This window comes from Microbacterium phycohabitans, from assembly GCF_032464935.1.
Lineage (GTDB): Bacteria > Actinomycetota > Actinomycetes > Actinomycetales > Microbacteriaceae > Microbacterium > Microbacterium phycohabitans.
The window spans coordinates 925,302-938,338 of sequence record NZ_JAWDIT010000001.1 but is presented as its reverse complement, the minus strand read 5'-3'; the positions used below and the strand labels follow the sequence as shown (position 1 = coordinate 938,338).

Below are 13,037 nucleotides of genomic sequence, written 5' to 3'. Positions count from 1 at the left end.
GCGGCTCGCCGCGCGTCGGCGCCCCGCGGATCAGCCGCTCGCGCGGGTCAGACCCGACGCCGTCGCGCGGTGAGGCGCACCGCGGGCAGCGGAGGCGCCGGAATGCGCTCGGGGCCGTGGTCGACGACCTCGCCGAACCGCGCTCCGCGGGCCTCCCACTCCTCGCGCGCCGCGACGATCTCGTCGTGCGTGCGGCCGACGAAGTTCCACCACATGACGATGTCGGCCTCGAAGGGCTCGCCGCCCAGCAGGAACACCCGGGCGCCCTCGTCGCTGCGCAGCTCGAGGTGATCGCGACCGGTGCCGAGGTAGACCAGCCGCGTGTGATCGACGGATGCCGTGGACCCCGCCTCGAGCGCCGGCGCCGGTCGTCTCGCGGCGTCGGCGTCGACGGCATCCACTCCGGTCACCGCCTCGGCGGTACCGGTCATTCCGTAGACGGCGTACTCCCAGTCGTCCCGCAGCGGCACGCGAACCGTCGCTCCCGCGGGGAGGCGCACTTCCGCGCCCACGATCGGCGTGTGGACGGTCGCGGGGGAGACCACCGTGTCCAACTCGCCCATCACCACGACCGCGTCGGCGCCGCCGCCGAGGTCGAGCACGGGCAGGTCGTCGTGTCGCTCGAACGCGGGGGCGCCGTGCCGTCGGGATTCGGGGAGCGCCACCCACAGCTGCAGGGCGTCGAGGGGGATGGGGCCCTCGCCGACCGAGTACTCCGAGTGGGCGATGCCCGCGCCGCTGGTCATGAGGTTCAGCGCGCCGGGACGCACGACGACATCGCTGCCCACGGTGTCGCGGTGCCGCACCTCGCCGATGATCGGCCACGTGACCGTCTGCAGACCGATGTGGGGGTGCGGCTCGACGCGCATCAGGGTGTCCTGCGGACCGAACCGGTCGAGGAAGCACCATGCGCCGACCATCGGCAGCGAACGGTGCGGGAGCGTGCGGTGCACCTCCATGCCGCGCACCCCACCCAGCGGCACCTCGCGCGCCTCCACGACGAGCGCGCGCGGACCGTCGCATTCGACGGGGCCCTCCGCCTCGGGCGGGGCGACGTCGAGGCGGGTCACGACGCCTCGTCGACGCCCTCGGGCCACTCCACCGAGAGGCCCTCGACGTCGTGCTCGCCGAGGTAGTGCGCCACGAACGGGCAGGAGGGGATGACGGTGTCGCCGCGCCGCGCGAGATCGTTCAACGCCTCGCTCGCGAGCTTCGAGCCGAGACCCTTCCCCTTGAAGGCCGGGTCGATCTCGGTGTGGGGGAGCTCGACGCGGTCGCCCGCGGGCTCGAACTCGAGGAACCCGCCGAGCTCGTCGCCCACGTGGATCTCGTAGCGGTGCGCCTCGTCGTTGCGGGTCACGGTCAGGTCGTCGGCCATGGGGTCTCCTGTCGTCGGTGCTCACAGCAACGTATGCGCTGGCATGGATGTTCCGCACCCCCTCGACACCGCGGCATCCGACTGTCCTGCGGGCTCGGGACCGGGGGAGGTGGGCGAGCTCGTCGAAGACGCCGGCGCGACCCCCGTTCCGCTCCCGTCGACGAGCCCGGTGACCCGACGACTCGCGTCGCGATCGGGACGCGGCGCCGCTCGTCGCACCGTTCACGCCGCTCACCGCACGATCGACGGATGCCACCGCGCCGGGGCACGGCATCCGCTTAGTGTCGGCGAGTCCGCAGAGCCGCGAACTGGAGGCATCATGAGCGCATCCGTCGACGACGACGTCGTCACCGACCCGAATCTTCCGCCCGTCGCGGTACCGCCCGACAAGCTCGAGAGCCGGTGGACCCCGGCGAAGATCGCCCTCTGGATCGGGATCGCCCTGCTGGGCGGTCTGGGCTGGACGATGCTCGCGATCGTGCGCGGGGAGACGGTGAACGCGATCTGGTTCGTGTTCGCCGCCGTCTGCACGTACCTCATCGGTTACCGGTTCTACTCGAAGGTCATCGAGCGCTACATCACGCGCCCCGACGACCGCCGCGCCACCCCCGCCGAGCGCAAGGCCGACGGCAAGGACTTCGTCCCCACCGACCGCCGCGTGCTCTACGGCCACCACTTCGCCGCCATCGCCGGTGCCGGTCCCCTCGTCGGCCCCGTGCTCGCCGCCCAGATGGGGTACCTCCCGGGAACGATCTGGATCATCGTCGGCGTCATCCTCGCGGGCGCGGTGCAGGACTACCTCGTGCTGTTCTTCTCGATGCGTCGCGGCGGCCGGACAATCGGCCAGATGGCCCGCGACGAGCTCGGAAAGATCGGCGGCACCGCCGCGATCCTCGCGAGCCTGCTGATCATGCTGATCATCGTCGCGATCCTCGCCCTCGTCGTGGTCAACGCCCTCGGCGAAAGCCCCTGGGGCGTCTTCAGCGTCTCGATGACCATCCCGATCGCCCTCTTCATGGGCCTGTACCTGCGTTACATCCGCCCCGGCCGCATCACCGAGATCTCGATCATCGGCTTCGTGCTGCTGATCGGCGCGATCGTCGCGGGCGGCTGGGTCGCCTCGACCGAGTGGGGCTACGCGGCCTTCCACCTCGACCGCACCGTCATCGCCTGGGGCATCATCGTCTACGGCTTCGTGGCCGCGGTGCTGCCGGTGTGGCTGCTGCTCGCCCCGCGCGACTACCTCTCGACCTTCATGAAGGTCGGTGTCATCGTCATGCTCGCCGGCGCGATCGTGCTGGTGCGCCCCGAGATCTCGGTCCCCGCGTTCAGCGAATTCGCCGGCGGTCAGACGGGCCCGGTCTTCAGTGGTCCGATCTTCCCGTTCCTCTTCGTCACGATCGCGTGCGGTGCCCTGAGCGGATTCCACGCGCTCATCGCCTCGGGCACGACCCCCAAGCTCGTCGAGAAGGAGCGCCAGACGCGCTTCATCGGTTACGGCGGCATGCTCATGGAGTCGTTCGTGGCGATCATGGCGCTGGTGGCGGCGCTGTCGATCGACCGCGGCATCTACTTCGCGATGAACTCCTCGCCGGCCGCGACCCTCGGCACCGTCGAGGGCGCCGTGGCCTTCGTCAACGGACTCGGGCTCGCGGGAGTCAACCTCACGCCCGACATGCTCACCTCCACCGCGGCGGCGGTCGGCGAGAGCTCGATCGTCTCGCGCACCGGCGGTGCCCCGACCCTCGCCCTCGGTCTCGCGCACATCATGCAGCAGGCCCTCGGCGGTCAGGCGATGATGGCCTTCTGGTACCACTTCGCGATCATGTTCGAGGCCCTGTTCATCTTGACGGCGGTGGATGCCGGAACCCGCGTGGCCCGCTTCATGCTCCAGGACTCGATCGGCACCGTCATCCCGAAGTTCAAGGACCTGTCGTGGCGACCCGGGGTGTGGATCTGCACGGCGGTGATGGTCGCCGGGTGGGGCTCGATCCTCATCCTGGGCGTGACCGATCCGCTCGGCGGCATCAACACCTTCTTCCCGCTGTTCGGCATCGCCAACCAGCTGCTGGCCGCCATCGCGCTCGCCGTGGTCCTGGCCATCGTCGCCAAGCGGGGTCGCTCGTACTTCCGGTGGCTGTGGATCGTCGCTCTGCCCTTGGCCTTCGCCGCCGTCGTGACCATCACGGCATCCATGTACAAGATCTTCTCGCCGGTGCCCGCGGTGGGGTACTGGGCCAACCACTTCGCCTTCCGCGGAGCTCTGGCCGAGGGCAAGACCGAGTTCGGAACGGCGAAGAGCGTGGCTGCGATGGAGGCGGTCGTGCGCAACACGTTCGTGCAGGGCGTGCTGTCGGTCATCTTCGTGACGCTGGCGATCATCGTCATCGTCATGGCCGTGATCGTCACGGCGAAGGCGCTGCGCGCCGGCGGCGGCGACAACCTCGAAGACGCGCCCGTCCCCTCGCGGCGCTTCGCCGCCGCGGGCTTCCTTGCCACGAAGCAGGAGCGCGTCATCGAGAAGCAGTGGGAGGCTCTTCCCGCCGACCACCCCGACCGCCCGACCGCCTCGGCGCACTGAGGCCGGCCGCCGATCATGGACCGCACGGATGCCACGACCCCCTGCCCCCGCGAGAGCCTGGGCGCCCGACTCGTGCGGGCGGGCCGTGGCATCCGGTGGTACGTGACGACCCTCATGGGCGATCGCGCCTACGACGTGTACGTCCGTCACCTCCGGGCTCACCACCCCGCCGCGCAACCGCTCACGGAGCGGCAGTTCTGGCGGCAGCGATCCGACGAACAGGACCGCAACCCCGGCGCGCGATGCTGCTGAGTAGGCTGCGAGGATGCTGGACGCACCGTTGCTCGCGGGCGCCGTGGGGGTCGTGGTCGGCGCGATCCTGACCCTCGCGCTCCTGTCCGCCCGGCGCTTCGCGAGGGACTCGCGCGACCTGGGCAGCGACGCCGACCGCGCGACGCACCGCACACTGCACGTCGCGGCGGCCGCCGCCGCGGCGTTGCGCGGGGGCCGCGACGAACCCGACGCCGAACGGGCCGCAACGCACCTGCGAGTGCTGCTGGGCGCCGACGCGGTGGCGATCGTGGAGTCGGGCGCCGACCGCGTGGCGCTCGACGGGCCCGACACGCTCGCGACGTCCGCCCGCCGGGTCGCGGCGCGCGTGTACGACACGGGGCGGCGGCAGGTGTTCTCGGAGCACGGCGGCTCGGCGGTGGGCGCCCCGATCGTCGTCGACGGCCGGGTGTGGGGAGCGGTCGTCGCGTTCGCCGACGAGGCGCGCGCCCCGCTCGTTCGCGCGACGGGCGACGTCGCCGACTGGTGCGCGGCCCAGATCGAGCTCTCCGGCCTCGACGCGTCGCGGGCGGCCCTCGCCGAGGCGGAGCTGCGCGCGCTGCGCGCCCAGATCAGCCCGCACTTCATCTACAACGCCCTGACCGCGATCGCCTCGTTCATCTCCACCGATCCACCCCGGGCGCGCGACCTCGTGCTGGAGTTCGCCGACTTCACGCGGTACTCGTTCCGTCGGCAGGGGGAGTTCACGACCCTGGCGGAGGAGCTGCGCAGCATCCATTCCTACCTGGAGCTGGAGCGCGCGCGCTTCGGAGAGCGCCTCACCGTGCGTCTGCGCATCGCGCCCGAGACCCTGGCCACCGTCATCCCCTTCCTCTCCGTCCAGCCGCTCGTGGAGAACGCCGTGCGGCACGGTCTCGAGCCGGGCGAGGGCGGAGGAGTGCTCACGGTGACCTCGATCGACGATGGCACGCACACCGAGGTCATCGTCGACGACGACGGGGTCGGAATGGACCCCGACGAACTGGCGGCCCTGCTCGATCTCGACGCGCCCTCGTCGCACGTCGGTCTGCGCAACGTCGACGCGCGCCTGCGCCAGCTCTACGGCCCCGCCGGTGGCCTGGTCGTCGAGACGAACGTGGGCGCGGGCACGACGGTACGCCTGCGCGTGCCCAAGTCGCAGCCGCTGCACGAGACGGTGCACGCGTGAGCGTCGAGGTCCTCGTCGCCGACGACGAGGCTCCGGCGCTGCGCGAACTCGCGGCGCTGCTGTCAGCCGATCCCCGCGTGGCGACCGTCCACACGGCGAACGGGGGAGCCGAGGCGCTGCGGGTGCTCGAACGCGGTGAGGTGGCGGTGGCCTTCCTCGACATCCATATGCCCGGGATCACGGGCTTCGACCTCGCCCGGGCGCTCTCGGGCCTGCGCGTGCGGCCCGCGGTGGTGTTCGTGACGGCCGACGACTCCGGTGCGGTTCGGGCGTTCGATCTCGAGGCGGTCGACTACGTGCTCAAGCCCGTCCGCGTGGAACGGCTCTCCCGCGCGCTCGGGCGGGCGCTCGCGGCCGGGGCGGGCGTCGATGCTGCCGAAGACGAGACGATCCCGGTCACGGTCGGCTCGAAGACCCGCTGGGTGCGGCGGGCCGAGGTGCGCTGGGTGCAGGCCAACGGCGATTACTCGCGGCTGTACACCCCCGGTGGCGACCACCTGGTGCGCGTTCCCCTGTCCGATCTCGCCGAGCGATGGGCCGACGCCGGCTTCGTGCGGGTGCACCGGTCGTACCTCGTGCACCGCGATGCGGTCGTCGAGATGCGCTTGTCGGGCACCGCCCCCACTCTCGCCCTGAGCGACATCGAACTCCCCGTCAGCCGTCGGCTCGTCGCGGCCGTGCGCGAGGCGCTGCGCGGATGAGGTGGCGTCCGGAGCCCCTCGGTCGAGGCGACCGGGGGATGCCATGAATCCCGAGTCGCGTCCGCCCCCGCGCGTGCGGGTCACGGCATCCACCGCGGGACGCGTGACGAGAGCGCCCACGCGCGGGTTCGCGCTGCCCGGCCGGGTCGCCGACGAGGCCGACGCGGTCTTCTCGCGCGGTCTCGTGCGCGCGCAACTGCGGCTGGCGATCGGGTGCGTCACGGCGTTCGTGGTCATGGCCGCGGCGCTCACGGGGGTGATCGCGGCCCTCCCGGCCCTCGGCGACCCGGTGCTGTGGTCGGTCCCGATGTCGTGGCTGTTGCACGCCTACGGCTTCTACCCGCTGATCCTCGTGTTCGCGCTCATCTACGCCCGCGCGGCCGCCCGCAACGAGCGGCGCTACCGCCAGCTCACCGAGCCGGGGGACGCCGCGTGAATCCGGTGTTCGACCTGACGGCGGTCGGCCTGTTGGTGGTGATCACCGCCGTGCTCGGGTTCGCCGGTATCCGTTCCTCCCGCACGCGCAGCGACTTCTTCGTCGCCTCGCGCAGTGTCGGAAGCCTCTGGAACGCGTCCGCCATCAGCGGCGAGTATCTCTCGGCGGGCACGTTCCTCGGGCTCGCGGGGCTCGTGCTGCTCTCGGGGGCGGAGGGGTTCTGGTTCCCGATCGGCTACGCCGCGGGATACCTGCTGGTGCTGCTGTTCGTCGCGGCCCCGCTGCGGCGCAGCGGCGCCTACACGATCCCCGATTTCGTCGAGGCTCGCTTGGAGTCGCGCGGCGCCCGGAGGGTCACCAGCGTCGTCGTGCTCGTGATCGGCTGGCTGTACATCGTGCCCCAGCTGCACGGGGCGGCGCTCGCGCTCGGGGTCGTGGCCGACGTCCCGCCGTGGACGGGCGGGGTGGTGGTGGCGGTCCTGGTCGCCGCGATCGTCGCCGCCGGGGGAATGCGCGCGATAACCGCGGTGCAGGCGTTCCAGTACTGGCTCAAGCTCACGGCCCTGCTGGTGCCCGCGGTTTTCCTGCTCGCGGCCTTGTCGGGCGGCGCCCGCGACATCGATCCGGTGCAGGTCTTCCCCGTCGAGAGCGGACCGGGAGCCCTCGACGTTTACGCGACCTCGTCGCTGCTGCTCGCTCTCCTGCTGGGCACGATCGGCCTGCCCCACGTGCTCGTGCGGTTCTACACCAGCCCCGACGGGGCGTCGGCTCGGCGCACGACGGTCGTGGTCATCGTGCTCATCGGGGCGTTCTACGCGGTTTCGTCGACCATGGGTCTTCTCGCGCGCATCGTCGCCCCCGACCTCGCGGTCGCCGGGGTGGCCGACACGGTCGTTCTGGCCCTGCCCTCGCGCGTGTTCCCCGGCCTCGTCGGCGAACTGCTCACGGCGCTGCTCGTGGCGGGAGCGTTCGCGGCCTTCCTGGCGACGACGTCGGGAATCGTCGTCTCGCTCGCCGGAGTGGTCAGTCAGGACGTCTTCGGTGGCGGGGTCCGCTCCTTCCGCGTGTCGGCGGTGCTGTGCACCGTGGTGCCGCTCGCCGTCGCTCTGCTGACGGAGCCCGCGGGCCTGGTGGCGAGCGTAGGGCTGGTGTTCGTCTTCGCCGCCTCGACCCTGTCGCCCGTGCTGCTGCTCGCGGTGTGGTGGCCGCGCCTGACGGCGCGCGGGGCGGTGGCCGGCATGGTCGTGGGGGCCGTGTCGTGCGGTGCCGCCCTGCTGGCGGGTGGGATGCTGCGCGGTTCGGGCGGGTGGGCCGTGGTGTTCGCTCAGCCCGCGGCGTGGGCCGTTCCGCTCACGACCGCGGTCATCGTGGTCGTCTCGCTGCGCGATCGCGGCGGCGTGCCGGTGCGCGTGGAGCGCTATCTCGCGCGGCTGCACACGCCGGACGCCTGACTCACCCGCTCCCCCGCCGTGGGCGGAAACCGAGGTCGAGGTGCGGCGTCCGCGCCCGCCGGCTCAGGAGCGGGCGCGATGCCGCCGGACGGCGGCCCGGTTCGCGCACCGCACCGAGCAGTAGCGCTGACGGCCGTTCCGCGTGACGTCGACCACCACCCGGTCGCAGGGCTCCGATGCGCAGCGGCCGAGGCGGTCCATCCCGCGGGTGACGAGGTGCAGCGAGGTCCCCACCGAGATGACGGCCGCGAGCACGCGCGGCAGCGCCTCGTCGCTGTCGCGGTAGTGCAGGTGCCACCCCTCACCGTCGTGATCCGTGAGACGCGGATACGCCGCGACGGCGGCCATCTGCTCATTCAGCAGCGCGGCCCGTCCGGCCGGATCGGCCTCATCCACGACGCGCAGCCACTCGTCGATGACCGCTCGCGTCCTCTTGTGATCGTCGGATGCCACGGGGAAGCGCATCGTCATCCCCATCTCGATCGTCCGCTCCTCGATCCCCGCGCGGTCGTCCGGCCACTCGTTCGCGAGCGAGGCGGCGAGCAGGACCGCGTACTCCCCGTAAGGGTTGAGATGCATAAGGGCATTACAACACGCTGGGATCATGACCGCCTCCCGAACCCGATCGGCCGCCGCCGCGGCATCCGTCCACGAGCACGGCTGGGTCACCGAATCGGTGCACGCCACGAGCGCCGGACGCGTGCGATACGTGCGCTGCGCGGGGTGCGACGCCTGGCGCGTGGATGCCGATGCGGCGGCGGCGATACCGCCCACCGCCGTCTCGCGTGTCATCGCGTGACGTCGACGAGGCGTCGTCTGCTGCTCGGCGTCGGAGGGTTCGCGACCGTGTGAGGCGCCACCCGTCGGGGCCACCCGCACGGTAGCGTCGAGGAGGACCGTCGACGGAGGACGCATGGATGCCCTGAGCCTGTTCGCCACGATCGCGGGAGCGGTGCTGGTGATCGCCCTCGTGCTGCACGTCTGGTACGCGATCGGGTTGTCGCGCGTGATCGCCGCGCACGGCGGCGAACCGTGGCGCGCGTGGGTGCCGCTCGTGAACGAGGCGGAGGTCTTCCGTCTGGGCCGCCTCGATCCGGTGCGGGCCGTGCTGCTGATCGTCCCGTTCGTCAACGTCTACGGGCTCGTGTTGAAGGCGACGGCGGCGAACCGACTGGGCCGGGCCAGCGGTCGCGGGGCCGGGACGACGGCTCTCGCCGTGGTCCTGGCGCCCGCGTGGGCGATGGTCCTCGCGCGGACCTCGGAAACGACGGATGCCGAGCCCTCGGCGCGCCCGCAGATCGCCCTCGACGAGTCGGACCCCGCCGTCGGGACCGCGGGACCCATCGCGGCGGTCCCCGGAGCTCCGGCTGCCGCCGCCGCGGGCGGCCGACGCGGCGCCTCCCAGCACGATGAGCCGTACGCGCCCCCCGTCCTGCCCGGGCCCCGCGAGATCGGTGCGAGCGCGCAAGCGGCGATCGTCGAGCCGGCCGCGACGACCGACCTCGACGGCGGGGCGGGAGCGACCGCGACGTCGTCGAGCGCCGCACCTACCTCGGCGGCTCCGTCGATCGCTGCAGCTGCGCCGGCGGCTCCGGTGACGCGGATCCCCGAAGCCGTGTCGACGGGGTTCGCCGCAGCGCCGCCCGCGGCCGCCGATGCGCAGCCCTCCGGCGAACAGCCCTCTGACGCGCAGCCCTCCGGCGCGCAGCCCTCCGGCGCGCAGCCCCACGACCTGACCGACGGTCGCGGCGACCGCGTGTCGGAGACCACGGACTCCACGGCCGAACGCTCCGCCGGGCGCACCGACGTCGCCGCTCCCGTCGACGAGTCGACGCAGACGGCGCGTCCGCGCTCGCGCCGCCGGGGGGAGTGGACCCTCGCTCTTCCCGACGGAGCCGCGGTCTCCCTCGCCGGCCGCACCGTGGTCCTGGGGCGCAAGCCCTCGAACGCCGACGAGGCGGTGCAGTACGTCGCCGTGCACGACGACAGCCGCACGATGTCGAAGGAGCACGCCCGCCTCGACTGGACCGTCACCGGCTGGACGATCACCGACCTCGACTCCACCAACGGCGTCACCCTCGTCCACGACGACGGGCGCGTCGAACGCCTCCCCGGCGGCGCCACGGCTCCTGTGCCGACCCGCTTCCGTCTCGGCGACGCCGACCTCCGGCTCCGTCCGACGGCGGGCTGAGCGCGGCGCGACGATGGCCGCGGGGTCGATCACGGGGTCGCCCTCGCGTCTGCTCGACGGACGTGTCGATGACGCGAGCCGTCGGCGCGGCTGCACCGGACGCGACGGGGGGCGCGGGGTCGCGCTGGATGGCGCGGACTCCCGTGCGGCCGGGTAGACACCATCGGGCGGCGGACGTGCCGCCGGATCTCAGTCGGTGGCGGTGTCGTCGCCGTACAGCCCGCGCCCGGTCGGCGCCGGACGACGGGAGGCCGTGTCGTCACGTCGGCGACTGACGAACACCGCCATCGCCCCGATCGCGCCCAGCAGCACCAGCGCTCCCGCGCCGATACCGGTCGCCATCGTGATGGCCGCGGCATCCGGACCCGGACCCACCGCGATGCTCACCGGGGTCGGGGTTCCACTCGGCTCGGGCGAGGCGGACGAGGAGACGAACGGGCTCGAGGGTCCGCGAAGGCCCGATCCCGGGACGAGCACGATCGCGTCGTAAGGCTGCACCACGCCCCATCCCGAGGTGTTCGACCGTGCGTCGGGCTGCCCCCGCACCGCGGTCGCCTCGAGGCGGTACGCCCACTGGTCGGGCGTCTCGTCGGGGTGCGCTGACGCGACAAGCGCGGCGGCGGCCGACACGTACGCGGCCGCGTAGCTGGTCGCGGGTTGATCGCTCGACACCACGCAGTCGCCGCCCTGCGGCCACGACGAGGCGATGGCCTGGCCGGGGGCCGACAGCTTCACGTGCGATCCTCGGATGCTCGCGCTGGTGACGACGCTCGCCGAGTTGGTGGCCGCGACCCCGATCGCTCCGCGGAAACCGGCCGGGTAGCGCACGCCGTCGGAGTCGTCCTCCTCGACGGCCGCTTCGGAGTCGCGGTTGCCGGCACTGGCGACGACGAGACTGCCGCGATCGCGTGCATAGGCGACGGCCGAGGCGAGGTTCCCGTCCTCCGCGGTCGTGCTCATCGAGACGTTGATGATCTGCGCGCCGAGGTCGGCGGCGATCCGGATGCCGTCGGCCATGCGCGCGGTGTTGGGGCCGAACCCCGCGTCCTTCTGCTGCTGCGACGTGCCGGCGAACACGCGGATCGGGAGGATCTTGGCATCCGGAGCGAGACCCTGCACCCCCGAATCCGGGATGATCTGCGCCGCGATCTGACCGGCGATGACCGTACCGTGGCCGTAGTAGTCGGTCCGTGCGACGGCGTCGGTCCCGTCGGGCACGAGATTGATCCCCGGGAGCACGGAGGCGTCGAGGTGGGGGTTCGGGGCCACGCCGGAGTCGACGACGGCCACCACCACGCCTGCGCCCTTGGTGATCTCCCACGCGGCGGCGCTCTGCAGCTGCCCGAGGGCCGGCGGCGTGTCGGAGACGCGCGTCGAGGCGACGCAGCCGTCATCCGAGGCCGCGAGCACGGGAACGGTGCCGATGCGGCTCGCGATCGGGGCGGCGTTCGCGACGGAGGGCGCTCCCGAGACCGCGATCCCCACGACGAGGGCGAGCGCGCCGAGACGCGCGGCCCCGACGCGACGGATCACTTCGCCTCCGGGGTGCGCTGCGCGGCGCTCTCGCTCAGCGACGGGCCGGTCGCCAGCAGGGCCGTCCACCCGTCGGGGATCGAGCCGATGTCGCCGGACGAGTAGCCCAGCCGGGCGATGGTCTCGTCGTTCGCGTTCGGTAGCGGATAGGCGGTGCCCGTGGCATCCACCAGGGTCAGCACGCTGGTGCTCTGGTCGCCGCGTCCGCCCGCGCGCACGAGGGCGCCATGGCTGGGGTCGACACGCACGCCCGGTGAGACGGTCGTCGAGACCGGCTGCGTGGCCAGGGTGGTCACGGCCTGCCCCTCGCCGCCCTCGAGGACGGCACAGGGGCGCTGACCGCTCGGGACCGTCTCGAAGCCCGTCGACGGCCACTGGTCGCCGATGCCCTTCGAAGCCGTCGCCAGGCCGCGGATCTCGCTGCCGGTCACCTCGGTGACCTCGCCCTTGAGGGCGCTGCCGCTGCCGAGCTGATACAGCTGCCACGCGAGCGGGGACAGGGTCTCGAGGACCCCACCGGTCTGCACGAGGAACCGCTCGTCCTCGGGGGCGCCCGCCTGACGCACGACCTGGCCCACGCGCAGCGACGTGCCCGAGACGCTCTCGCCGTAGTTCTTCAGCGTGATCGGGGTCAGCGCGGTGCCCGCGGTGAAGAGGTCGAGCCACGACGCCGGAACCGTGATCGGGTCGAGCGCGGAGATGCCCGCGGCGCGCAGGACGGCGTCGGGATCCTCGCTCGACACGGCGAAGCTCCGCTCACCCCGGATGACGTGCAGGATGCCGTCGACCGACACGACGACGGCTCGTTCCGGCGCGGGAGTGGGGCCGGTCGACGTCGAGATGCGCACGTCGAGCGACGCGTCGTCGGACACGCACGCACTCCACCCCGTGTTGACCAGGCCCGACACGGGCGGCAGCTCGTCGGGGGCGCCGGTGATGCCGAGCGTGTCGCCGACGGGGGTGCCCGCGAGGGTGGCCTGGTCGGTCGAGATCACGCCGTATTCGTTCGCCGGGAGCAGCAGACGGGCGCTGGCGGTGTTGATGACAGGGTGCAGGGTGCCGTCGACGGTGACGAAACGGGCGCCGGTGTCGGAGACGAGCACGAGCTTGCCGTTCTCCCATCCGGTGGGAAGCCCCGGGCGGATGAGCCCGTAGAAGACCCCGACGAGAACCACGATGACCGTGAGCGCGATCGCGGCGATGACGGCGCGCAGGGGAGCGGTCGGCTGCAGTTCTTTGCCGCCCGGGGCTCCGCTGACGAAGGCGGTGAGCAGGCGGCGGCGCGAGAAGTTCTGCGCCTCGATCAGATCGCCCTTGGTGGCCATCGC

The 13,037-nt window shown here is 72.5% G+C and carries 13 protein-coding genes; 8 read left to right on the top strand and 5 right to left on the bottom strand.

Going from position 1 to position 13,037, the window contains the following annotated elements; all coding sequences use genetic code 11:
- Window positions 1-47: 47 nt before the first annotated feature.
- Both RWH44_RS04400 and RWH44_RS04395 read right to left on the bottom strand, forming a co-directional pair.
- Entirely contained in the window at window positions 48-1,070 is a 1,023-nt protein-coding gene (locus tag RWH44_RS04400; RefSeq protein ID WP_316003595.1) for a pirin family protein, read from the bottom strand.
- Window positions 1,067-1,378 (bottom strand): GNAT family N-acetyltransferase, encoded by a 312-nt coding sequence (locus tag RWH44_RS04395; protein ID WP_316003594.1) that lies wholly within the window; start codon window positions 1,376-1,378, stop codon window positions 1,067-1,069. Before RWH44_RS04395 ends, RWH44_RS04400 begins: the two co-directional genes overlap by 4 nt.
- A gap of 319 nt (window positions 1,379-1,697) precedes the next feature.
- Between RWH44_RS04395 and RWH44_RS04390 the strand changes: the two genes are divergently transcribed.
- The 6 genes from RWH44_RS04390 to RWH44_RS04365 are packed head-to-tail and all read left to right on the top strand — an operon-like array spanning window position 1,698 to window position 7,985.
- Window positions 1,698-3,959 (top strand): carbon starvation CstA family protein, encoded by a 2,262-nt coding sequence (locus tag RWH44_RS04390; RefSeq protein WP_316003593.1) that lies wholly within the window; start codon window positions 1,698-1,700, stop codon window positions 3,957-3,959.
- A gap of 15 nt (window positions 3,960-3,974) precedes the next feature.
- A complete protein-coding gene (locus RWH44_RS04385) occupies window positions 3,975-4,211 on the top strand; it encodes a YbdD/YjiX family protein (protein ID WP_316003592.1) in 237 nt (78 codons plus the stop codon).
- Window positions 4,212-4,224: 13 nt separating this feature from the next.
- Entirely contained in the window at window positions 4,225-5,397 is a 1,173-nt protein-coding gene (locus RWH44_RS04380; RefSeq protein WP_316003591.1) for a sensor histidine kinase, read from the top strand.
- Entirely contained in the window at window positions 5,394-6,098 is a 705-nt protein-coding gene (locus tag RWH44_RS04375; protein WP_316003590.1) for a LytR/AlgR family response regulator transcription factor, read from the top strand. Before RWH44_RS04380 ends, RWH44_RS04375 begins: the two co-directional genes overlap by 4 nt.
- A gap of 43 nt (window positions 6,099-6,141) precedes the next feature.
- On the top strand, window positions 6,142-6,534 hold the full coding sequence (locus RWH44_RS04370) for a heavy metal transporter (protein ID WP_316003589.1): 393 nt from the start codon (window positions 6,142-6,144) through the stop codon (window positions 6,532-6,534).
- Window positions 6,531-7,985, top strand: a complete 1,455-nt coding sequence (locus RWH44_RS04365) for a sodium/solute symporter (RefSeq protein WP_316003588.1) — start codon at window positions 6,531-6,533, stop codon at window positions 7,983-7,985. The genes RWH44_RS04370 and RWH44_RS04365 overlap by 4 nt, the downstream gene beginning before the upstream one ends.
- Before the next feature lie 63 nt (window positions 7,986-8,048).
- On the opposite strand, the gene RWH44_RS04360 is transcribed toward RWH44_RS04365, so the two are convergent.
- Window positions 8,049-8,564: a CGNR zinc finger domain-containing protein gene (locus RWH44_RS04360; protein WP_316003587.1), complete on the bottom strand. Its 516-nt coding sequence runs from the start codon at window positions 8,562-8,564 to the stop codon at window positions 8,049-8,051.
- 25 nt (window positions 8,565-8,589) lie between these two features.
- On the opposite strand from RWH44_RS04360, the gene RWH44_RS04355 reads away from it, so the two are divergent.
- Together RWH44_RS04355 and RWH44_RS04350 are read left to right on the top strand one after the other, a co-directional pair.
- Window positions 8,590-8,784 carry a hypothetical protein gene (locus RWH44_RS04355; RefSeq protein ID WP_316003586.1) on the top strand — a complete coding sequence of 65 codons (195 nt, stop codon included), beginning with the start codon at window positions 8,590-8,592 and terminating at the stop codon, window positions 8,782-8,784.
- Window positions 8,785-8,898: 114 nt separating this feature from the next.
- Window positions 8,899-10,176, top strand: coding sequence for an FHA domain-containing protein (locus RWH44_RS04350; RefSeq protein WP_316003585.1), 1,278 nt, complete (start codon window positions 8,899-8,901; stop codon window positions 10,174-10,176).
- Between the two features lie 189 nt (window positions 10,177-10,365).
- On the opposite strand, the gene RWH44_RS04345 is transcribed toward RWH44_RS04350, so the two are convergent.
- Both RWH44_RS04345 and eccB read right to left on the bottom strand, forming a co-directional pair.
- Window positions 10,366-11,709 (bottom strand): S8 family serine peptidase, encoded by a 1,344-nt coding sequence (locus RWH44_RS04345; RefSeq protein ID WP_316003584.1) that lies wholly within the window; start codon window positions 11,707-11,709, stop codon window positions 10,366-10,368.
- Complete coding sequence (eccB, locus tag RWH44_RS04340; protein WP_316003583.1) at window positions 11,706-13,034, bottom strand: type VII secretion protein EccB; 1,329 nt, start codon at window positions 13,032-13,034, stop codon at window positions 11,706-11,708. Before eccB ends, RWH44_RS04345 begins: the two co-directional genes overlap by 4 nt.
- Window positions 13,035-13,037: the final 3 nt, after the last annotated feature.

Coding starts and splice junctions, on each gene's coding strand:
- RWH44_RS04395 (WP_316003594.1), bottom strand. CDS start 1,378: ATGGCCGACGACCTGACCGTGACCCGCAACGACGAGGCGCACCGCTAC.
- RWH44_RS04390 (WP_316003593.1), top strand. CDS start 1,698: ATGAGCGCATCCGTCGACGACGACGTCGTCACCGACCCGAATCTTCCG.
- RWH44_RS04385 (WP_316003592.1), top strand. CDS start 3,975: ATGGACCGCACGGATGCCACGACCCCCTGCCCCCGCGAGAGCCTGGGC.
- RWH44_RS04380 (WP_316003591.1), top strand. CDS start 4,225: ATGCTGGACGCACCGTTGCTCGCGGGCGCCGTGGGGGTCGTGGTCGGC.
- RWH44_RS04370 (WP_316003589.1), top strand. CDS start 6,142: ATGAATCCCGAGTCGCGTCCGCCCCCGCGCGTGCGGGTCACGGCATCC.
- RWH44_RS04360 (WP_316003587.1), bottom strand. CDS start 8,564: ATGCATCTCAACCCTTACGGGGAGTACGCGGTCCTGCTCGCCGCCTCG.
- RWH44_RS04355 (WP_316003586.1), top strand. CDS start 8,590: ATGACCGCCTCCCGAACCCGATCGGCCGCCGCCGCGGCATCCGTCCAC.
- RWH44_RS04350 (WP_316003585.1), top strand. CDS start 8,899: ATGGATGCCCTGAGCCTGTTCGCCACGATCGCGGGAGCGGTGCTGGTG.
- eccB (WP_316003583.1), bottom strand. CDS start 13,034: ATGGCCACCAAGGGCGATCTGATCGAGGCGCAGAACTTCTCGCGCCGC.